Below are 21,251 nucleotides of genomic sequence, written 5' to 3'. Positions count from 1 at the left end.
GAGCTCTTGTCTATTTTTTGTATTAATTAAACCTTTTCTTAAACATGTAAATTCCTAACCCTAATAGTGCTAAGCTCATCCCTGTAAGATAGACTAAAGGGAGGGTATTTTGAAAGAGTGAATGATCATAGAGTACTACACCTTTCAGTGCATTCATTGCATGATAAATAGGCGTTATGTTTGCTAGAGTTAAAAGAATTTGATTTTGGACAATTTCTATCGGCCAATAGGCCCCTCCAAGCATAGCAAAACTCACAGCAACCACTGGTGTTATGGCGCTTAACTGTTGCATTGTCCTCGAAAGACTACAAAGAATCATTCCATAAGCCATCGTAGCAAGAACATACAAGGCAATAATAATTCCTACACTTATTATCTGATCTCCCCAATCAATTCCAAAAACATATTGGCCAATCGTGACAAGAATAATGACTTGTATAAACCCAATCAGAAAGCTATACAAGAAGTTCGCACTATAGATCTGAATAGTCCGAACGGGGGACACCCCTAACCTGGTCATAATCCCCTTTTGGCGGTCTTCAATCATTTCTCCTAAAGAAAAAATGATTGTGTACATAGTAAAGAATAACGTAAACCCAACAAGAGCTTGAAAGGTAGTATCATAGACCACTTCTTGTTCTTCGTTAATTACTTTTTTATCCACCGATATTATTGGCTCCTCAAGCTCACCGCTAACATACTGATAAACAGCCTCTTCCTTCTGTTCTGGTTTAGCCAAGGCAGATAAAATCTCTTGAGCGACCTGGTGCTCATTCGCCACCTTCATTGTTACTTCCCTGACCGCTTGTTCAATCGCTTGGATGGTTGAAGTATCTGCCGTTCGGTATATTTGTAAGGACAAGTCTTGTAAATCATTATTAAAGATTCCTTTTTCAGGTACAAGCACAGCTTCTACACGACCATCATATAATTTTTCTTCAATCTCATCCTTATTCAATTCCGTTATGAGCAAATTCTCATGTTTGTAAAGTTCCTTAACCCAGTCTTTTGAGAGTGGATTTTCCTTTTCTACTACAAGACCAACAGAATATGCACTACGACTGCCTGACATGGAGAAAAAGAAGGTGAATATGATAGGCAGGATCATCATGGTAATGAGTATCCCTTTGTGTTTTCGTAGTGATATCAATCTCACCCATAATAAAGCCTTCATGAGAACACCTCCTTATTTCGACGAATGATTATGAATGCCAATAGTAAGAAAATGAACCCATTTATCCAAATGGCTAGTATGGAGCTTTGAAGGCCTTCAAAACCATATCCTTGCATGATCTTTAGAAGTCCATCTAACGCAGCACCATTGATAATCGATTGACCTATAAAACGGATACTTTCAGGCATAATTGATAATTGTATAAAGCTCCCTCCCAACATAGCCATAAAAGGAATGACTACACTTTGAAACAGATCAGTTAATCGGTTTTCCTTGTATGTTAAGGCAAGTGCGCTAAACACAACACCTAAACAACCAACTGCAATTGAGGTAGAAACCATAAGGATACCAAGTGGCAATAGGGCGCCTAGCTTCATACCAAACAATATTTTTGAGAAAGTAAATAAAAATAGGAATTGTCCAAACACAAATATACTGGTTGAAATTAATTTACCCGCTAGAACTTTATAAGGTGATTCTCCAATCACACGTATTCGGTTAAACATATTTGTACGAACTTCATCCTTCATATATATCGCCGTATATGACGCCACATAGAGCATAAACATAACGGCCATCCCTACTGTATAATATTGAATACCAGATATAGAATCTAAGCCGTCTATAGAAGCTCTGGACAATTTAATTCGATTTCCCCCCTCACTGTTAGCCTCGAAAGAGTCTTGCATCTTTGTTGCCGTTATGGCAGGGGAGAGGCCCTCTTCAGCTAAAAAACGCATCGTTCCCTCTTTTTGTACAACAAGCGAAGTCAGTTGTGTCGTGTAGCCTTCTACAATACTGGCTATAATTTCACTTTGTAAGGCCTGATCAGGATTCTGCCATAGATCTACTTGAAGATCAGATTGATTTGAAAGCAATAATGCATCAACCACATTTTGGTTAAAAGATGCTGGAAAAGAAATGAAAGAAGTTAATTCGCCATTTTGTAACCGTTCTTTTCCTTCCTCTTCAGATTCAATCTCTTCAATATGAATAAAAGATTTCAATTCTTCTCCTTTAAGAACTTCTTCTTTAAATAAAGCAACAAAGTCATTTGGTGGATCAGAAGGCGTAAATTCTTCAGGCATTCCTTCTATATTCCAAGTAGCAGGTTCACTCTGATCAAACACTCCTAAGGAGATTGTATCGATTTCTCCTGAACCATCCATCATCTTCCCAATAGACAAACCTAATAGCGCTGTCAGCAATGCAGGCATGAATAATACAATTAAGAGAGCTTTCGGATCCTTTAACATACGCTTCCAATCCTTATGTGCATGTATCCACATAGTCACCCTCCTATTCATCCCTTAACGAACGGCCAGTAAGATGCAAGAACACATCTTCTAACCTCGGCTTTTTCACTTGAATATGATAAATATGTACTTGATATTCTTTGGCCAATCGAAATATATCCGGTAGTACGTCCGCCTGTTTCTTCACTGATAGCATGTAAGCATCTTCAATGAATTCAATCAATTCAACTGCTACAAGTTCCATTAATTCTTTTTCAAAACGTTCATCTCTTGTTTCCACTTTCATTTCAATATGATCTTGGTGTTGGATGAGTTGAATTAACTCCTCTTTCGTACCCTCGGCGATAATATGACCATGGTCCAATATCAAGATCCGATCACATATGGCTTCGACCTCCTCCATATAGTGGGTGGTGTACAAAACCGACATTCCTTTTTTATTAAGTTCCTTTACCATCTCTAATATGTGATTTCTGGATTGAGGGTCAATGCCTACGGTAGGTTCATCCATAATAAGAAAGTCTGGTCCGTGAATAAGAGCAGAGGCTATGTTCAATCGTCGTTTCATCCCACCTGAAAATTCATTCACTTTTGACTTTGCACGATCAACCAACCCTACGTACTCAAGAGCTTGATGGATCTTCTCTTTTCTTTCTTTTCTTGGGATATTGTACACTTTGGCGAAAAATTGAAGATTTTCAAGAGCTGTAAATTCAGGATAAAGGGCAATTTCCTGGGGTACATAACCTAATTTAGATCGAATCGTATCAGGCTTCTCTATAACAGAATCCCCTTCATAAAAGATTTCCCCTTTTGTCGGTTTCAAAAGAGAAGCAATCATGGAGATCGTTGTAGATTTCCCTGCCCCATTTGGCCCAAGAAGCCCTAAAATTTCTCCCTTTCTAATCTCGAAACTTATATCATTTACAACCGTATGCCTTTTAAATTCTTTGTGTAGTTTATGTGCCTCAATTAAATGCATTTTTAGTTTTCACTTCCTCTCGAGTTTAACCGATTATATAGTTCTCTTTATTTGAAACCTACCCTTTATTGTATTACGATGAATATTAAGACAATACCTGCAAGGAGTTGAAAATATGAAATTAAAAGTTCAAGAAGAAGCAGCACAATGGTATAAGGATGAATTAGAACTCGAACAGAACGATTCCTTACGCTTCTTTGTTCGATATGGTGGTGTTGGAGGCCTCCAGCCAGGAATGTCCCTTGGCGTACGTCCGGATGAACCTGCCGAGCCTATAGCAGAGGACCAACAAGAGGGAATTCGTTTCTATGTAGAACAAGAAGATGCGTGGTATTTTGATGATTATAACGTAACGGTTAAATATGACCCTGATACACAAGAACCTGATTTCGACTATTATCAAGAAGACAGTGAATAAAAAAATGCCAGGATGGTCATTCATCCTGGCATTTTTTTATTCATTTTTTTACAAATCAAAACGATTAATGTGTTCATACAAACCTTCGTGATTTAGAATTTCTTTTTGGGTATCTCCCATTAAATCAAAATGAGGAAACCTAGGGTCGTTATGAATCCATTCGGGTTTCAAACCGTATTGACTCCCCCATCGTTTTAATTTCTGAAGGTTCATACACCCTACTTTTGTGACGGTTTTTACATCAGGAAACCGGTTATCATACCAATAATGAGTAAGAAAGGCAATTTCCCCTGCCTTCACACGCCTCTTCCATTCATCAACTTCATGACGTCTTAAACCAAAGGCCACCTTATTCTTCCCCTTTAGCACTTAGATAAGCCTCATGCCAATCTGGGAAGAAACGACGAATGGAAACAGGTTTAAAGCTATCCTTCTTTACACAAACATGCTTTGTGGTACCTGTTACAGCTATTTCACCTTCTGGAGTCTGTATTTCATATCCATAGGTAACCCGAATGCCATCATAATAATCTAGCCATGTATGAACACGTGCCGTCTGACCATATCGTAGTGGTTGTTTGAACTGGATATTTGCATCCACGACAGGCGACACAACCCCACTTTCTTCCATTTCGTGATATTGAAACCCTAATTCTTCAATAAATGCGGTTCGACCTAGCTCAAACCAAACAAGGTAATTAGCATGATAAACAACTCCCATTTGATCTGTTTCCTGGTATCGTACTTTTACATCTGTTGTTGTCATCATCCTATTTCTCTCCCTTTCATTGCATTCCAAGCCAATTCTAGATCAGGTTTGGATAATACATCATAATAGCCTTCTTCATCTTGTTCATCAATTCTTAGAGCTTGATATTGAATAGCTTCATCAACCAAGTTCTTAACATAACGCCCATTCCCATCGATGGAGTGTGTCTCATAAACATCGTCTAAGAAGGATAACGCATCTGGTTCTATTACGTATTTATGAGTGCTTGCTTGATATTTTGTCATTTCTACTAGTTCTCTTGGACTATAATCAGGGAAATGTAGAAACTTCTTAAACCTAGAAGAAAGTCCTGGATTACTTTGGATAAGAGAAGACATTTCCCTCTTATAACCAGCTAATATCACCACAAGATTCTCATTGTGTTTGGTCATCTCATCTACTAGTGTATCGATTGCTTCTTTACCGAAGTCATTTGATCCAGATTGGAAAAGTGAATAGGCTTCATCGATAAATAGAACTCCACCTAAAGCTTCCCGTATTTTCTTTTTAGTCTTAATGGACGTCTGACCAACATAACCTGCAACAAGATCACTCCTGGATGCAACGATTACATGCCCTCGCTTTAATAAGCCACACTCTTTTAAAATATCAGCATAGATATGAGCTACTGTCGTTTTTCCTGTACCTGGGTTACCGGAGAAAACAGCATGCAATTGTATAGGTACGGACGGGAGCCCTTTATCTTCCCTCTTCCTTTGTAACCTGACAAAAGATGAGAGCTTTTTCACTTCATCTTTAACTGGTTTTAAGCCGATAAGTTGCTCAAGTCGTTCCATTGGTGATTTGTTATCTTCCTCAGGTGAATCCGGTGAAGAAAAGTCTTTCTCTTCGATACGCATGAGGTCAATTTTTGATTCATGATCAGCTTGATCGGACTCACTAGCTCCTTTTTGGAATATGGTCTGTAACACTATATTCCTAACCGCTCTTGCATTCCCAAACGTATCATCTACTTGTTGCTTATCAATTGAACGTTCTAAATTCTGGACCGCTTTTTCTGTAAAGAAATAGTCGTTTTCGAGGGCAGTTTGTTCACCAATTTCTATTAATTCTGGAATGGAATAGTTAGGAAGGTGGACATGATTTTGCTCCGGAAAGCGACTGCGAAGACCAGGATTTCCCCAAAGGAATTGCCTCATCTCGTCAGGATATCCCGCTAATATAACAGCAAATTTATCTCCGTATTCCTTACTTGTCATAGCTGACACAAGCGTGTCAATGACCGCTTGCCCATAATCATTGCCTGTTTGTCCTTCACGCTGAAGACTGTAGGCTTCATCTATAAAGAGAATACCCCCGATAGCTTGTTGTACATAGTTCATTGTATTTTCCTCTGTTTGCCCAACATACGAACCTACAAGGTGTGAACGGTTGACCTCAATCACATCCCTAGTATCGAGCAAACCAAGATCATAATAAATATTGGCAAGGAGTCTTGCTATCGTCGTTTTTCCTGTACCTGGATTTCCTGTAATAATCATGTGCAGCTCAGGTTCATCAACCATCTGAAAACCGATATCTTTTCGGTATTGCTGGTACTTCAAATAATGATAATAACGGTGGATATAGGATTTCACTTCTGAAAGACCAACCATACTATCTAACTGTTTTAAGGGGTCTTTGCCTTTATGATCATCTTCTGTCCCCGGCAAGAATTTTTCCAATTCATTTGTTAATTGATCGAGCTCTCTTAACAGCTGGTTAATCCTCATAATGGAAACATGGTTAAATCCATTCGTCTCATTGCGTTTATGTGGACCAATTTCTTGGATTAACTCATTAAACAGATATTGACCTTTTTCAAATAAAGTCTGAACGGGAGTTTCTTTCCCTTCTCCTGAATAACTAAATTCTGTGGACCACTTTTCTTCGAGTGGTTCAACCTTCTCAAGAATCTGTTGTAACTTCTTTCTTTTTACTGATTGATGATCCGTTTCATGTAAAGCATAATTTTTAAATGTATGACCTTCTAACATCTGTAAGTGTGTTCGGACATTTAGGAGCTCTTGTAATTCCAACACGACTGAATCATTTTCAGCTGTACTCTTAGCTTTTGAAATAAATTCTTCTGCAATCTTATCATGATTCATGATTGTTCGGTTAAGTCGATGATATGCGATAAGGCTATATAAACGACTTACAATTAACGCATCTATATGGGCATGCCCATTTTCGTAATCATTAATATATCGTAACGCTTCCGTTTCTTTTAGCGGAGGATGAGCGCTTAAGGTCGTCCAGTTCTGTATATTATTCTTTCGTTCATTATCAATCGTCATGTCATCATCCTTACTATACGTAATCCATTAACATATTGTATCATAAGTAAGCCTATCACGTTGATGATGATGTTTTGGCCATATGAAATGCCTTATATAGTGAAGATTAATGCGATTATACTAACCGTGACTGCTTAATAAGCTTGTCCGTACATTCTTTTAAAAAAAGAGCGCCCTAAATTGGGCGCTCTTTTTACTGATCTTGCTTGTGTTTAGCTTCATCTTTTATTTCATTGCGGAAAGATGCAATGGATTCTTCACGACGTTTATTTTTAGCCATAATCTTTTGTTTCTCTTCTTCTGAGGAGAACTGCATCGTTTCATGAGCAGCTTCTAAATTGTGAATAGTATTTTGGACCATTTCTTGAAGCTTTTCAACATTGTCACTACGATCGTCAGGATTCGCATATCGTTGGTTGTTTTTACCCATATCGATTCCTCCCTATTTCTTCCCTTTAGTTTGGATGACTTTCGGTTTATGTGCATTTTGCATTTGCATTTGTTTACCTTTGTTACTTCCAGCTTCTCTAGGTTGTGTTCCTGGATGACTGGGAACAAAGTGCTTTGAATCCTTTTTTGGATTACCCATAATGTAGCCACATCCTTTCTGAGGTTACATGGCTTAGTGTGTGCCCAAGGGCTAATTCTATACAAAAAACAGATAGCCCTTTGGACTATCTGTTTAACGTATCATTCATTCGCTTTTCAATTCTTTCCTCAATTTGATTCATTAAATGCTCGTCTTCAATGATTTTTCGTCGGTTTTCTTGTATAAGTTCTTCAAAAGTAGGTTTTTTCTTACGTGGCATGACCCTTCACTCCTTTATTATCTCAGTAGCTTAAGGATCGGCTGAATTGTCAGAAAATATACCTAAATTACTTTAATTTATCTTTCATTTTTTTCATAAAATCGTAATCCATCGCACCAATATAGGATTTACTCTGGATTTTACCATCTGACCCAATAAAATAAGTCGTTGGATAAGCAGGTATACGATATCGATTGGCTGCATTTCGCTCACGGTCTAGATAAATCGGAAAGGTGAATCCCTCATTATGAACGTATGAAGTTACATCTTTCACACTTTTTTCAGTAGAGGTTACGTTTACTGCCATGATTTCTACTTCATCTCCAAATTCCTCATAGAATTTTTCCATTTCTGGCATCTCTACTCGGCATGGAGGACACCATGTTGCCCAAAAATTCAAGAAGACTTTCTTGCCTTTTAGATCCGACAACTTCTTTTCTTCACCTTCGAACGTTGTTACTGTAAAATCAGGAGCATACTCCCCAACCTTTAGTCCTTCAGGTCCATTGGGAGGTTGCATGGCCGTCCCATCTTCATTATTTAATGTGACAGCCTCTCCTCCTTCTTGGTCATCCTGTAGTACGTTGACAATAGCGAAAGCAAACAAACCAAGAATAATGAGACCCCCAACAATTCGTTTAATCATTTACTACCACGCCCTTTACTAATTACATAATCAAGATAGAATAAACCGAATAAGAAGACAAAAGAAATCCACACCATCACATCATCCACCATAAGGGTGGTAAACATTACTTTGTAAGCAACCCAACCTCCAAGTGCCAATTGGACATAGTGTATTAAAGATCGGAACTGGTGAAGATGTGTTGCCCATACATAGGATAATGAGAGAGCTATAAAATATCCTGATAGCCACAATGGTGCTTTATAAATGGTTAATGCTAATGTAAAAACCGATTGGGTGAGTCCTATCCACATGAAGTGGCCCGCCATCCATAAACTAACAGAGTAAAGAACAGGGAGTCCTATTCTATGGATGGACTTAACGTAGATTAGAAAAGATAATCCGATTCCGATTCCCATCCCGAGTCTTCCACCATTTAAGAAAAGGATTCGTTCTGGAGAGTGAGCGACCTCCAAGGGGTGTATAAGGACATAGCTGAATTTCCAGACTATCGCTATTAACAAAAGGGACTGTAGCCATTCATTGGCGTAAATAGAACTCTTCTCATTGTTACGGATAGTATTTAAAATGATGATCCAAATATAGGCTAAGATAGCCCCAATCCCCCATATGATATATGTACTTTGAAGGACTATTGGACCTATTGAAATAGAAGGAATAGACATATCTGTTCTCCTAAATAGTCGTATTATTATCTATACTAATTTGGAGCAAGCCTTATGTAAAGAATATACCCCACAACGTAAAAGAATTGTCAAAATTAGCTATGAATTTGATTGAACCTACAAGAAATTGGACAAACTTATATGACGTCCCTTCCACTATATAATTATACATAAAAGAAGCAGTCACACATTGTGTAACTGCTTCTTACCTATTACTTACTTAGAAGCCATTTTGTCACGAAGAACCTTTTGAAGGATACCACCATTACGGTAGTAATCAATTTCAACAGGGCTATCAAATCGTGCAATGACATTAAATTCAGTCTTGTTTCCTTTATCATCTGTAGCAACCACTTTCACTTCATCGTGTGGTTGAACAGATTCATCAATCTCAATATTAAAGGTTTCTTGACCTGTTAAGCCTAATGAATCTGCACTATCTCCAGATTTAAATTGAAGTGGTAGAACCCCCATCATAACAAGGTTTGAGCGGTGAATACGCTCAAAGCTTTCAGCTATAACGGTTTTAATACCTAAAAGATTCGTACCTTTAGCAGCCCAGTCACGAGAACTTCCCATGCCATAGTCTTTACCAGCTACCACAAGTAATGGTGTTCCATCTTGTTGATATTTCATTGCTGCATCGTAAATAGGCATAACGTCGCCAGTTGGCCAATAGGTTGTATAGCCACCTTCTGTACCAGGAGCTAATTGGTTACGGATACGGATATTAGCAAACGTACCACGCATCATAACTTCATGATTTCCTCGGCGAGAACCGTAGGAGTTAAAGTTTCTTGGAGATACACCCTTATCTTGCAAATACTGTCCAGCTGGCATATCTTTTGCGATTGCACCTGCTGGGGAAATATGGTCAGTTGTAACCGAATCCCCAAACTTACCAACCATGCGTAGGTTATTTAGGCTCTTAACAGACTCAAGGTCTTTTGAAAGCCCTTCAAAGAAAGGTGGGTTTTGAATGTACGTTGAGTCCTCGTTCCAATCATAGAGAGGCTCATCTGTAGTTTCAATCTTATTCCATTTTTCGTTTGAATCAAATACATTTTCATATTCTTTACGGAAGATTTCAGGATTAACATTTTTATCAATCTCTGTTTTGATCTCTTCAATAGATGGCCAGATATCATTAAAGTAAACAGGTTTTCCTTCTTTATCTTTGCCAATCGGATCATTTTTAAGGTCAACATCAACTGTGCCTGCTAACGCATACGCAACGACAAGTGGTGGCGAAGCTAGATAGTTCGCTTTCACAAGAGGATGAATACGACCTTCAAAGTTTCGGTTACCTGAAAGGACAGAAGATACAGTTAGATCATTCTGTGCGATAGCTTCTTCGATTTCTTCTGCAAGTGGACCAGAGTTACCGATACAAGTTGTACAACCATAACCTACAAGGTTAAAGCCAAGATGCTGAAGGTATTCCATTAATCCTGAGTCTTCTAAGTATCTTGTTACAACTTTAGAACCTGGTGCAAGGGATGTTTTAACGTACTCTGGTACTTCTAAGCCTTTTTCTACAGCTTTCTTAGCTACAAGACCTGCTCCTAGCATAACGTGTGGGTTAGAAGTATTCGTACAAGACGTAATCGCTGCAATTGCCACAGATCCCGTTTTCATTGTAGAAGATTTACCATTTGGATGTTCAATCGTTACTTCTTTTTCCTTTTCTTTCGCAGATAAGCCAAAGCCTTGATTTCCTTCTGGTGCAGTTAATGCATGGTTAAAGGAATCCTTCATTTCGGATAAAGGAATTAAATCTTGAGGACGTTTAGGTCCAGACAAATTAGGCTCTAATTCTGATAAGTCAATTTCCACAAGGTCAGTGAATTCAGGATCGGCAAATTCAGGAGAATAGAATAAGTTGTTTTCTTTACAATATTGCTCTACAACCTTAATTTGCTCGTCGCTGCGACCTGTTAAGCGTAAGTATTCAAGAGATTCTTCATCTACTGGGAAGAAACCACAAGTAGCGCCGTACTCTGGAGCCATATTCGAAATAGTAGCTCGGTCAGCTAGTGGCATGTCTTTTAGTCCAGGCCCGAAGAATTCTACAAACTTCCCAACTACATTTTTCTCACGAAGTTTTTGTGTGACTTTAAGTGCTAAGTCAGTAGCTGTTGTCCCTTGTGGGAAACCACCTGTTAACTTCACACCGATTACTTCGGGAGCTGGGAAATAAGAAGGTTGTCCAAGCATTCCAGCTTCCGCTTCAATGCCTCCAACACCCCAACCTAATACACCTAGACCGTTAATCATCGTAGTATGGGAGTCTGTTCCCACTAATGTATCAGGGTATGTCTCATATTCACCGTTTTCGTTTTCTAAAGCGTGAACCACATTAGCAATGTATTCCAAGTTAACCTGGTGAACAATACCCGTTGCTGGTGGAACAGCTTCATAGTTATCAAAGGCTTTCTTAGCCCAATTTAGAAATTCATAACGCTCTTTATTACGCTCAAATTCTAATTCCATATTTACTTGAAGGGCATCCTGTGTACCGTACTTATCAACTTGTACAGAGTGGTCGATAACAAGGTCTACAGGCACTTCAGGGTTGATTTTATCCGGGCTGCCCCCCATGTCGACCATTGCTTTACGTAATGAAGCAAGGTCTACTACTGCAGGAACACCTGTAAAGTCCTGAAGGATAACGCGTGACGGCTTGAAAGGTACGTCTACGCTTTCAGAATCTTTTTCTCCCCATTTTGCGAGTTTTTCTACATGTTCTTTTTGAATGACTTCGCCATCATATTGGCGTAATACTGATTCAAGTAAGACGCGGATGGAATATGGAAGACGGGAAATCTTTCCGTATCCAGCTTCCTCAAGCGCTTTTAACTGATAGTAGTTGTACGTTTTTCCGTTGAGTTCAAATTGCTTGCGTGCATTGTAAGCATCATTTACTGCCATAATCCTTTACCCCCTCAATGATAATGAAATCGTTAAACAAATTGCTCTGTTTCAACGATCCCCCATTGTTTGACTTCCAATTAAGAATTGAAAGAAAAATTCTGCAACTATCATTTTAAATGAAAACGATTTATAAGTAAAATATTTCGTCGAATTTTTCCTCATAATAAGAATGGAGGTGAAAAATATGAGTCAAAAACGTAAAGCGAACCATGTAAGACCAGGTATGAATGATGCTTCTGCACAAGGACAAGGTGCTGGATACAACGAGGAAACACCACAGCATCCATTAAGCGCAGAGGAACGTCAGAACAACAAAAAGCGTAAAAAGAATCAATAGCATAGTTTCATCACAAAAAAAGTGTCCCAACCCGTGAGGGAAGGACACTTTCTTAATTCTCTAATTCCGCTATAATTTGACTTAACTGATCCTGGTATTGCTTAAGTTGATCATACTGATGCTCGCTTGCTACTTCTAATGCTTTATCGATTTGTTGGTAGGCCTCATTCACCTCTTGAGTTAAATGCGCCAGTTCCTTTCCATAATCCGCCTGATCTACAGATTGTAAACGGGTTTCATTTGCATCAATTGCTTGCTGGTATCCTTGTTGAGCAGCTTGAAAAGCCTGTTGCTTATTTTTGTGATACGGCATAGTTCCACTCCTTATAGTGATTTCATCGTTAGTGTATGTACATTTGCTTTTTCCATACCTTCACTTGTATAAATCACCGATAAACATCAAATTCTAAATATGAAAGGAGAGATGATCATGTCTGGTAAACCAAAAGGTCCCAAACAACAAGATCGCGTTTCACTTCCAAAAGGCCCTAAACAACCCTACGGGGAGCCCACTAGCGGGTCTCATAAGGTAAAAAACAGGAATCATTCGCGTCAGAAGAACCACTCTTCTCATGATATGTAATATAAAAAAGGACCAAAACATCGTTGTTTTGGTCCCCTTGCTATTTGCTCTTTTCATTTTGTAACAATTGGGCTGCTTGGGATAATAAAGAGGTGTAATAAGAGAACTCCTCATCCTGCTCATATGAGAGCATGAATTCTTTCATCCAGATAAAACAATCTTCTAACAGTTTTGTTTCGATCCCTCTACTCGTTAAAACAGTATCAACCCACTCTGTGTAATCTAAAAAAATGACATCCATCTTCATTGGCCAAGTTGATTCGAGGTGTTCTAAATGATAAAGAGTATCCTGTTTAATGTGAGCAAGTTTTATGTCATCATAATATACCATTAGTTCTGGATAATGAATGAGATAACGCTCATACACATGTTCGACTATTTCCTCTTTTATTTCTTGTCTAATCAAACCATTCCCTCCTTAAGTATCAAACCCTTAGATATCGACAACTTGTTCAAACTTTCTATTTGATGTTCAGCTCAGGTAGAGAGGTAAACGAATACGGAATATACTCCCTTTTGGTTCATTATTTAAAATGGTCAAGCTCCCATCATGCTTCTCTAAGATTTGATTTGTAATCATCAGTCCAAGCCCGGTGCCATTTTTCTTCGTTGTAAAGAATGGCTCCTTTATCTTTTCTATTAAATGTTCAGGAATACCAGGCCCTTCGTCTATAACATCCATGCAAGCATCCCCATTTCGTTCATAAATATCAATGGAAACAGTCCCTCCACTGTCACTCATCACTTCAATTGCATTTTTTATGATATTAATAAACACTTGCTTAATTTGTGAACGATCGCAATAGACTTTTAACCACTCTTCTTGTTTAATTTCTATATCTACGTTATGTAAGTGCGCCTGTGTTTCCATAAGCTTACATACATCTTTCATTAGAGAAACTACAGATTCTTCTTTAGGATCATTCGTCATAGGCTTTGAAATAAACAAGAGTTCTGATGTGATGTTTTCTATTTTGTCAATTTCCTCTCCCATTATTGAATAATACTCGTCTTTACCCTCAATTCCTGCTTCAAGAAGCTGCAAAAAACCTTTCAAAGAAGTGAGAGGGTTACGAATTTCATGGGCAATACCGGCTGCTAGTTGACCCGCAACAGACATTTTCTCTGAACGAATCATCATTTCTTCCGCTTCTTTCCTATCAGAAATATCCCTGATAACCGCAATGACAACATCATCTCTTGTTTTTGGATCATATACAGAAGAGGAGACAACCTCTACCCAAATGTATGTTCCTGAACGATGTTTTACTTGCACTTCTGAGGTAACAAGGTCTCCTTTTTCATTCTTTCGAAGAGACTTCATTAAACGTATTTTATCTTGAGGAGATACGTAATCCAATATATATGTACCTAATAGTGCATCTTTTGTATACCCGATTAATCTCTTAGAGGAAGCGGTAACATATTGAATAGCTCCTTGGTGATCACACACACTGATTAAATCAAATCCATGTAAATCAATCCACCTTTGGAATACAGGTGGAAGATCAGCCAATGAAGTATAAGATACCCAATACGGATCTTTATAATGATAGTCTGTTGGGGATTGCTCTGATTTCTCTTTCATCCTACCTGCCCTCCTCTTCCTTACAACACATAATAACATTTTATCCCACAAAATTAACATCGTTCAAGAAAAGTACTTAAAAAACTTCAAATAATTAGTAATTATGATAGCTGATGACAAATATTCTCTGTTCTTTGACATTCTATTCTCCAGCAGATGATTTATTCCTGTCGATTATCCAAAATGAGGTATAAAATCATCAGGCGTATTGAATCCTAATAAGAGCTGTCTTATACTAGTAATAGGTATGATTACAACGGAAAAGGTGATTGCATGAACTCTACCTTTGCTTTATTTATTCTTGGATGGACCGTCGTTATGGTAGCTCTATTAGCGATAGGTGGCTACTTTATGTTTCGTAAATTCTTAAAGCGCTTACCTAAAGAAGACGGGAAATCTATCATTGACTGGGAAGAACATTACATTGAAGAAACTTTACACATGTGGAATGACGAACAAAAAGCATTCCTAGAAGAACTTGTAACACCGGTACCAGAATTATTCCGAGATGTAGCCAAACAAAAAATTGCAGCTAGAATTGCCCAGGTTGCTCTTCAAAAAAAAGCTAAAACGATTACTCAGGATATCATCATAGAAGGTTATATTCTTGCCACACCCAAAAGGGATCATAAATTTTTGAAAAAGACCCTCCACGAAAAAAATATCGATGTTCAACCGTATCAACCTTTGTTTGAACAATCCTAACCCACATAAAAGCCTGCAACGTAAAGTTGCAGGCTTTTATGAGTTTGAAGCATTCCATTTCTTATTCACTTGTGAAGGTAGCTCTTTTCGTAAACGAAGGTATTTAAACAACATAGCGATACGCCATGTTAAAATCATCCCAAATGCAAGAAGAAAGAACATACCACTCGTTTCCCCGAGAGAAACCGTTTGTCCAATGATTAATTTTAATATAATCCTTAAAATAAGCAATCCAAATAGAATAAACACAAAAGCTTTTGAGGGCTTTAAATAAATGTTATCTTTTCGGATCTCAAATGTGGACGTCTTAATTAAAAATAAAGAGAAAAATACTCCTACTGAAAAGGCCTCTAATACTTGCATCCACTCCACCCTAAAGGGCTCAAACACAAACATAAAAGCCCCTGTACTCATAAAGAAGGGTGGTAAAATTATTTTTTTAACCGATGCAGGCCTCCTTGAAGCCCTCATCCGAATGAATATCATTGTAGTCGCCATTAAGGCTGCTCCTACGGTACTGGCTATTGCCCAAAACATGAAATCAACCCTCTTCGAATGTCTTAATCTTATGTATTAGCTTGACGCTATTTATAGTACCCGGTTGATCGCGTCAAGGACTCTTGTTTCATCGAAGGGTTTCACGATGAAGTCCTTAGCCCCTTTCTCTATCGCTTCAACGACCATCTTTTGCTGACCCATTGCAGAGCACATAATGATTTTAGCGGATGGTTGAGAGGATAAGATGGAATCGACTGCTTCAAGTCCATTCATTTCAGGCATTGTAATGTCCATTGTAACTAAATCAGGACTAAGCTTATGAAATAAATCAATAGCTTCTCTCCCATCTTCTGCTTCACCTATGACGGTGTGATTTCCTTTTTCTATAATCGTTCCGAGTGTCATCCTCATAAATTTAGCATCATCGACAATTAATATGTTAGCCAAAGATGTCCCCCCTTGCACAATAAAGCTTATTGATCGTTGGCAATCGATAAAATAATGGTTAACGTGATTCCCACAACCGTTAAATACACACCTAAATCAAATAACATCGCTGTAGCTAATTCCATTTCGCCGAAAATAGGTACATGATGTAAGTGAGCAAATGTTTGACTCATAAATGGCTCATCAAATAAAAAGGAGCCGGATCCTGTTAGAACAGCAATCAATAATCCTACAGGTATAAGGTAGCGGAAATTAATAGGGATGATCTTATTCACTTGATCATAGCCATATGTCATATACATTAATACAATTGCCGCTGCTGTCATTAATCCTCCAATAAATCCTCCTCCAGGAGCATTATGCCCTGCTAAGAAGAGGTAAATAGAAAATGCCAACAAGATAAAAGCAATCAATATTGTTGTGGTTCGCAGTATTAAGTCGTTTGTTCGCATTATGTCTTCTCCTTTTTCAAACATACTTCTATCATAATATAAATGTAGCTTAAATGCCATCCTCGATTAGAAACCACTAAAGCCAAACAGACTCGCAAGATAAGACGTTAATTTTGTCATTAAGTCAAAGAATAAGAAGATCCCCATAAAAATCATCACATATCCACCGATCTTAACGATGCGAGCACTGTGTTGTTTAATCCAATTCATGCGTCCTATAAAGAAAGAAAGGATTAAAAATGGAACTGAGAAACCAAGTGAATATGTAATTAAGTAAAGCATACCACTCTCAGGATTTTGGGCTGCCAAGGTTAAAACACTTGCCAGAATAGGACCTGTACAAGGGGTCCACCCCATTGAAAACGCCATACCAATAAGAAGTGAGCCAGCATAGCCCCCAGGACGGTTCTTAAAGGTAATTTTACGATCTTTCATCAGAAATTCAAAATTAAACACTCCAATAATGACAAATCCAAAGAAGATGATTAAAATCGCGCCTAATTGCCTAATCAAATCCTGATATTGGTAAAAGAACTCCCCAATAAACGAAGTTGAATAACCAAGAAGGATAAAAATACTTGAAAAACCAATTAGAAAGAGAACCGTATGTAAAATACTTCTCCTATCAAGCATAGCATTCTCTGATTTCAATTCATTTACACTCATTCCTGTAATATAAGAGAGGAATGCCGGATATAAAGGCAATACACAGGGAGAGATAAAAGATAAAAAACCTGCTCCGAATGTCAAAAACAAATTAAGATCCATGTTAAAGCTCCTTTAATAATGGTTTCGATTAAGATAACTCTTCCACTTCCATTGTAAACAATTACATTTTGAAACTCTATCCTTCGCTATATTTAATAAATGACAAAATTGTGATTAAAAATTGAACAAATTGTGAATATAATGTATATTAAATTTATTCAAGGGAACCTTTAAAAAGAGGAGGACTACTGTATGGTACGGATTACGGCTTCCCTGCTTGCAAGTATGATCTTGTTGATTGTCCAATCTACCATCATTGTGGCTATAAAACCTTATGACACGATCGTTTACCATGACATGTCCTTGTTAGCTGGTGTTCTTACAATTAATTTTGTTTGGTCATTTGCTATATTGACTCAGCTAAAAAACTGGATCACTACTCATTACAATGAGAGAGATTCAAAGCTTCACAACCACTAATCCATAATAAAATCCTTCTCTTACACGGTAAGAGAAGGATTTTTTGTGCGTTTCGAAGTTTATTTTTGTTGTTGGTTATTCATAGCACGCATCATCTGATTAATTTTCTTCTGCGATGGCTTTTGTCCCATCTGCATCATCAATGTACGCAACATTTGTTCATTAATCGGTGGGTTTTTCTTTAAGTAGTTCATCATGTACTTTCTGGCAATAAAGAAGCCTAGTGCTACGCCAGCAAGTAACGTTACAATGGCAATAACAATTACCCAAACAATGGACATCGTACAAATTTCCTCCTTCATGTTGTCTCTCAAACATTATAGTAAATTGAGAAGGAGAATACAATAGCAGGCTAGAGAATCGCTTCCTTTTTAATAGGCGCAATCCATCCATATTGGCGCATATCCTCATCCATAATAAAAAATGAATGATTAAATGTTCGCAGCGTTTCAAATATTATGGTTTCCGCCTGATGAAGGCTCTCTGCTGTGATTCGCACCTCTCTGTCGCTCATTTGCGTTAACCTGATGTTTTGTCCTTTACATTGAATAATGAATGACATCTTATTTTTATAATAGGTCATTTCAACCGGTTTACGATTTTTCTCCGTGACGTAGTGGACTAACATATCTAGCGGAATGGGCTTTGTAACATACTGAAACTGTGTGCTTGATAGCGTCTGATCAGGGTTGTATTTCCATTCTTTCAAAAAATCAAATAACACATTGGTCTTATGAAAATAGTGGCTTGAAAATTCGTCCTTAATCCAAAATAAAGCATATTCACGCATAGCATGTCCCCCTTGTTAGAGACATTCTACCCGATCTGGAAGAAATTATGTGTCTAATTTCGTCAGCCAACTTGCGAAAGTTTTGTCGAATTCACAAATTGATATGCTTACTTCCGTACCAAGTCTCAGTAGCCACTACTTGTTCCAGTCGTCGTTTTGAAGAAATAGAAGAAAAACCTGTAAAAGAAAGTCTTTTACAGGTTTTTTATTGTTTTTACTTAAGCAGTTGTTCTACACGGCTCACTACATTATCGACAGTAAATCCGTATTCTTCCATCACTTGATCTCCTGGAGCTGATGCACCGAACGTGTCAATGCCTAACACATCTCCTTCAAGACCTACATAACGCTCCCAACCAAATGGAGAAGCCATTTCGATTGCTAGTCGAGCTTTTACGGTACTTGGAAGCACTTCTTCTTTATATTCTTTACTCTGTGCATTGAAACGATCCCAAGAAGGCATGCTTACGACACTCGCTTCAATACCCTTCTCACGAAGACTCTCTTGAGCGCGAACGGCAAGTTGTACTTCAGAGCCAGAGGCTAACAGAAGGCAATCTGCTTCCTCTTTGTTAGCAGGACTTACTACATATGCACCTTTTTTCACACCTTCATAACTTGTACCTTCAAGAGTAGGTAGTCCTTGACGTGTTAATACAAGGGCAGACGGAGTTGAGTTTGATTCAAGAGACAGGCGCCAAGCTGCTTCCGTTTCGATCCCGTCAGCAGGACGTACAACGGATAAACCTGGCATAGCACGTAGGGATGGCAGTTGCTCAATTGGTTCGTGTGTTGGGCCATCTTCCCCGACAGCGATAGAGTCATGAGTAAATACATACGTAACAGGTACCCCCATTAAAGCAGATAGGCGAACCGCTGGGCGTAAGTAATCACTAAAGACGAAGAATGTACCACCGTACACTTTTAGTCCACCATGAAGTGCCATACCATTCAATGCAGATGCCATCGCAAATTCACGTACACCAAACCAGATGTTACGTCCAGCATAGTTGTTACGAGAGAAATCTTCTTCTCCACTTACACTCGTTTTATTAGATCCCGCAAGGTCAGCACTTCCACCGAAGAAGTTTGGAACAGTCTTAGACAATGCGTTAATCATCTCACCAGAAGATGCACGAGTTGCCAGCTTATCTTCACCTGGTGTGTATTGAGGAAGCTCACTGTCCCAATTAGAAGGAAGTTCATCGTTTATCGCACGAGTAAATTCTTCTCCAAGTTCAGGGTAAGCTTCTTTGTATTGTTGGACTAATTCATTCCATTTTTGTTCTGCTTCAGCACCACGTGCTTGAACTTTTGTTTCGAAGTCCTGGTATACTTCTGAAGGTACATGGAATGGTTCGTGTCCCCATTTATAGTGTTCTTTAGTTAGGTTCGCTTCATCTTCACCTAAAGGAGCACCGTGAGAGGCAGACTTCCCTGATTTATTAGGTGAACCATAGCCAATAACTGTTTTCACTTCAATTAGAGTAGGTTGATCCGTATTCGATTTTGCCTCTTCAATAGATTGGCGAAGAGTAGCAGTATCATTACCATCTTCAACTCGGATTACTTGCCAACCATACGCTTTAAAGCGATCCTCTACAGACTCTGAGAAGGAACGGTTTAGGTCACCATCTAATGAAATATCGTTAGAATCATAAAGAACAACTAATTTCCCAAGACCTAAGTGTGCCGCTAAGGATGCAGCTTCTTGTGAAACACCCTCCATTAAGTCTCCATCACCACAAATTGAGTACGTATAATGATCAACTACGTTGAAGTTGTCTTTATTATATTTAGCACTTAGATGAGCTTCTGCCATCGCCATACCTACAGCCATTGCAACCCCTTGACCTAATGGGCCAGTAGTCGCCTCAACTCCATCTGTGTGACCAAATTCCGGGTGGCCTGGTGTTTTTGATCCCCACTGACGGAAATTTTTAAGATCATCGATTGTTACATTATAGCCAGAAAGGTGAAGTAAGCTATATAGAAGCATTGAACCATGACCTGCGGATAGTACAAAGCGGTCACGATTAAACCAACTTGAGTTTTTAGGGTTTTGTTGCATGAATTCAGTCCAAAGTGTATAAGCCATTGGAGCTGCCCCCATTGGCATACCTGGGTGTCCTGAATTCGCTTTCTCTACCGCATCGATTGAGAGAGTGCGGATTGTATTAATAGATTGCTGTTCTGTTTGATGTGTCATACAATTGCTCCTTTCCATTTCGCTTAATGCGAACTATGTACAGTCTAAATACTATAATGAAATCGTTTAAGTGACAAGCATTCCAAGAAAAAGAGTCGAAAATTCTTTGTCTACACCAGCTTAAATTGCGTATAGAATGTCATTCTTATTCATATTTTGGCACTTAGTGGGAAAATATTGCATTAGGTTACAAATCCTATACAAAAGAAAAAACACACGAAGTGCCTTCGTGTGTTTACATTAATGTTTTTTATTACGTTCTTGTTCTTGCTTTAATTTGTCAGGTGTTACATCGTTACCTTCAGGGTCTACTACTTTCATTCCTTTTAGCTGACTCTTAAAGGAATTACGGAAGTTCTTCAGGTACTCCTGACGTAATTTTTGTTGTTCTTTTTGTTCAGTCATGGATAAGCCTTGTTGTTTGGATTTATGAGATAATTCGTTAATTCGGTTTAATTTATCTTGAGAAATCATTTATATGCTCCTTTACTTGTTGGAATC

At 38.3% G+C, this 21,251-nt stretch carries 28 protein-coding genes; 5 read left to right on the top strand and 23 right to left on the bottom strand.

Translation table 11 applies throughout. The features are described from left to right. Window positions 1–22 precede the first annotated feature (22 nt). The 3 genes from LQ226_RS03560 to LQ226_RS03550 are packed head-to-tail and all read right to left on the bottom strand — an operon-like array spanning window position 23 to window position 3,412. Window positions 23–1,174 (bottom strand): ABC transporter permease, encoded by a 1,152-nt coding sequence (locus LQ226_RS03560; protein ID WP_231416450.1) that lies wholly within the window; start codon window positions 1,172–1,174, stop codon window positions 23–25. Next, complete coding sequence (locus LQ226_RS03555) at window positions 1,171–2,463, bottom strand: ABC transporter permease (RefSeq protein WP_231416449.1); 1,293 nt, start codon at window positions 2,461–2,463, stop codon at window positions 1,171–1,173. Before LQ226_RS03555 ends, LQ226_RS03560 begins: the two co-directional genes overlap by 4 nt. 10 nt (window positions 2,464–2,473) lie before the next feature. Further along, window positions 2,474–3,412, bottom strand: coding sequence for an ABC transporter ATP-binding protein (locus LQ226_RS03550; RefSeq protein ID WP_231416448.1), 939 nt, complete (start codon window positions 3,410–3,412; stop codon window positions 2,474–2,476). A gap of 115 nt (window positions 3,413–3,527) precedes the next feature. Between LQ226_RS03550 and LQ226_RS03545 the strand changes: the two genes are divergently transcribed. After that, entirely contained in the window at window positions 3,528–3,830 is a 303-nt protein-coding gene (locus LQ226_RS03545; RefSeq protein ID WP_231416447.1) for a HesB/YadR/YfhF family protein, read from the top strand. 48 nt (window positions 3,831–3,878) lie between these two features. Here the strand turns inward: LQ226_RS03545 and LQ226_RS03540 are convergent, their stop codons facing one another. From LQ226_RS03540 to acnA, 9 genes are all read right to left on the bottom strand, one after another. Next, entirely contained in the window at window positions 3,879–4,178 is a 300-nt protein-coding gene (locus LQ226_RS03540) for a hypothetical protein (protein WP_231416446.1), read from the bottom strand. A gap of 1 nt (window position 4,179) precedes the next feature. Further along, the gene (locus LQ226_RS03535; RefSeq protein WP_231416445.1) at window positions 4,180–4,599 is read right to left on the bottom strand and encodes an acyl-CoA thioesterase; all 420 of its coding nucleotides are present in this window, start codon (window positions 4,597–4,599) and stop codon (window positions 4,180–4,182) included. Then, complete coding sequence (locus LQ226_RS03530) at window positions 4,596–6,899, bottom strand: AAA family ATPase (protein WP_231416444.1); 2,304 nt, start codon at window positions 6,897–6,899, stop codon at window positions 4,596–4,598. Before LQ226_RS03530 ends, LQ226_RS03535 begins: the two co-directional genes overlap by 4 nt. Window positions 6,900–7,092: 193 nt before the next feature. Then, window positions 7,093–7,329 (bottom strand): small acid-soluble spore protein Tlp, encoded by a 237-nt coding sequence (gene tlp, locus LQ226_RS03525; protein ID WP_231416443.1) that lies wholly within the window; start codon window positions 7,327–7,329, stop codon window positions 7,093–7,095. Between the two features lie 12 nt (window positions 7,330–7,341). Beyond that, window positions 7,342–7,488, bottom strand: coding sequence for an acid-soluble spore protein N (locus LQ226_RS03520; RefSeq protein ID WP_036778950.1), 147 nt, complete (start codon window positions 7,486–7,488; stop codon window positions 7,342–7,344). Between the two features lie 85 nt (window positions 7,489–7,573). Continuing rightward, on the bottom strand, window positions 7,574–7,708 hold the full coding sequence (locus tag LQ226_RS03515; RefSeq protein WP_231416442.1) for an FbpB family small basic protein: 135 nt from the start codon (window positions 7,706–7,708) through the stop codon (window positions 7,574–7,576). A 67-nt stretch (window positions 7,709–7,775) separates the two neighbouring features. Then, window positions 7,776–8,354: a redoxin domain-containing protein gene (locus LQ226_RS03510; RefSeq protein ID WP_231416441.1), complete on the bottom strand. Its 579-nt coding sequence runs from the start codon at window positions 8,352–8,354 to the stop codon at window positions 7,776–7,778. Then, window positions 8,351–9,019 carry a hypothetical protein gene (locus tag LQ226_RS03505; RefSeq protein ID WP_231416440.1) on the bottom strand — a complete coding sequence of 223 codons (669 nt, stop codon included), beginning with the start codon at window positions 9,017–9,019 and terminating at the stop codon, window positions 8,351–8,353. Before LQ226_RS03505 ends, LQ226_RS03510 begins: the two co-directional genes overlap by 4 nt. A gap of 216 nt (window positions 9,020–9,235) precedes the next feature. Beyond that, on the bottom strand, window positions 9,236–11,950 hold the full coding sequence (gene acnA, locus LQ226_RS03500) for an aconitate hydratase AcnA (RefSeq protein WP_231416439.1): 2,715 nt from the start codon (window positions 11,948–11,950) through the stop codon (window positions 9,236–9,238). 187 nt (window positions 11,951–12,137) lie between these two features. On the opposite strand from acnA, the gene sspO reads away from it, so the two are divergent. Further along, window positions 12,138–12,290, top strand: coding sequence for a small acid-soluble spore protein O (sspO, locus tag LQ226_RS03495; RefSeq protein ID WP_036778946.1), 153 nt, complete (start codon window positions 12,138–12,140; stop codon window positions 12,288–12,290). 52 nt (window positions 12,291–12,342) lie between these two features. Here the strand turns inward: sspO and LQ226_RS03490 are convergent, their stop codons facing one another. Further along, window positions 12,343–12,603: a hypothetical protein gene (locus LQ226_RS03490; protein ID WP_231416438.1), complete on the bottom strand. Its 261-nt coding sequence runs from the start codon at window positions 12,601–12,603 to the stop codon at window positions 12,343–12,345. Between the two features lie 99 nt (window positions 12,604–12,702). On the opposite strand from LQ226_RS03490, the gene LQ226_RS03485 reads away from it, so the two are divergent. Continuing rightward, the gene (locus tag LQ226_RS03485) at window positions 12,703–12,873 is read left to right on the top strand and encodes a small acid-soluble spore protein P (RefSeq protein ID WP_370635425.1); all 171 of its coding nucleotides are present in this window, start codon (window positions 12,703–12,705) and stop codon (window positions 12,871–12,873) included. A gap of 40 nt (window positions 12,874–12,913) precedes the next feature. Here the strand turns inward: LQ226_RS03485 and LQ226_RS03480 are convergent, their stop codons facing one another. Next, entirely contained in the window at window positions 12,914–13,279 is a 366-nt protein-coding gene (locus LQ226_RS03480) for a hypothetical protein (protein ID WP_231416436.1), read from the bottom strand. Window positions 13,280–13,345: 66 nt separating this feature from the next. Further along, window positions 13,346–14,461, bottom strand: coding sequence for an ATP-binding protein (locus LQ226_RS03475; protein ID WP_231416435.1), 1,116 nt, complete (start codon window positions 14,459–14,461; stop codon window positions 13,346–13,348). Window positions 14,462–14,734: 273 nt separating this feature from the next. On the opposite strand from LQ226_RS03475, the gene LQ226_RS03470 reads away from it, so the two are divergent. Further along, window positions 14,735–15,166, top strand: coding sequence for a DUF2621 domain-containing protein (locus LQ226_RS03470; protein WP_231416434.1), 432 nt, complete (start codon window positions 14,735–14,737; stop codon window positions 15,164–15,166). A gap of 36 nt (window positions 15,167–15,202) precedes the next feature. On the opposite strand, the gene LQ226_RS03465 is transcribed toward LQ226_RS03470, so the two are convergent. The 4 genes from LQ226_RS03465 to LQ226_RS03450 form a co-directional block, all read right to left on the bottom strand. Further along, the gene (locus LQ226_RS03465) at window positions 15,203–15,703 is read right to left on the bottom strand and encodes a CcdC family protein (protein ID WP_231416433.1); all 501 of its coding nucleotides are present in this window, start codon (window positions 15,701–15,703) and stop codon (window positions 15,203–15,205) included. 51 nt (window positions 15,704–15,754) lie between these two features. Then, on the bottom strand, window positions 15,755–16,111 hold the full coding sequence (locus LQ226_RS03460) for a response regulator (protein WP_255687024.1): 357 nt from the start codon (window positions 16,109–16,111) through the stop codon (window positions 15,755–15,757). Window positions 16,112–16,137: 26 nt separating this feature from the next. After that, window positions 16,138–16,566 (bottom strand): Na(+)/H(+) antiporter subunit B, encoded by a 429-nt coding sequence (locus LQ226_RS03455; protein ID WP_231417562.1) that lies wholly within the window; start codon window positions 16,564–16,566, stop codon window positions 16,138–16,140. A 63-nt stretch (window positions 16,567–16,629) separates the two neighbouring features. Then, entirely contained in the window at window positions 16,630–17,331 is a 702-nt protein-coding gene (locus tag LQ226_RS03450; protein ID WP_231416432.1) for a cytochrome c biogenesis CcdA family protein, read from the bottom strand. A gap of 192 nt (window positions 17,332–17,523) precedes the next feature. On the opposite strand from LQ226_RS03450, the gene LQ226_RS03445 reads away from it, so the two are divergent. Then, window positions 17,524–17,751 (top strand): hypothetical protein, encoded by a 228-nt coding sequence (locus LQ226_RS03445; protein ID WP_231416431.1) that lies wholly within the window; start codon window positions 17,524–17,526, stop codon window positions 17,749–17,751. 59 nt (window positions 17,752–17,810) lie between these two features. Here the strand turns inward: LQ226_RS03445 and LQ226_RS03440 are convergent, their stop codons facing one another. From LQ226_RS03440 to LQ226_RS03425, 4 genes are all read right to left on the bottom strand, one after another. Next, window positions 17,811–18,032: a YneF family protein gene (locus LQ226_RS03440; protein WP_231416430.1), complete on the bottom strand. Its 222-nt coding sequence runs from the start codon at window positions 18,030–18,032 to the stop codon at window positions 17,811–17,813. A 71-nt stretch (window positions 18,033–18,103) separates the two neighbouring features. Further along, entirely contained in the window at window positions 18,104–18,541 is a 438-nt protein-coding gene (sirA, locus tag LQ226_RS03435) for a sporulation inhibitor of replication protein SirA (RefSeq protein WP_231416429.1), read from the bottom strand. A 214-nt stretch (window positions 18,542–18,755) separates the two neighbouring features. Continuing rightward, a complete protein-coding gene (gene tkt, locus LQ226_RS03430) occupies window positions 18,756–20,750 on the bottom strand; it encodes a transketolase (protein WP_231416428.1) in 1,995 nt (664 codons plus the stop codon). Window positions 20,751–20,990: 240 nt separating this feature from the next. After that, window positions 20,991–21,224, bottom strand: coding sequence for a DUF896 domain-containing protein (locus LQ226_RS03425; protein WP_231416427.1), 234 nt, complete (start codon window positions 21,222–21,224; stop codon window positions 20,991–20,993). Window positions 21,225–21,251: the final 27 nt, after the last annotated feature.

Source organism: Pontibacillus sp. HN14 (genome assembly GCF_021129245.1).
Classification (GTDB): Bacteria; Bacillota; Bacilli; order Bacillales; family BH030062; genus Pontibacillus.
The sequence above is the reverse complement of the archived record's forward strand: the minus strand, read 5'-3'. Positions and strand labels throughout refer to the sequence as shown.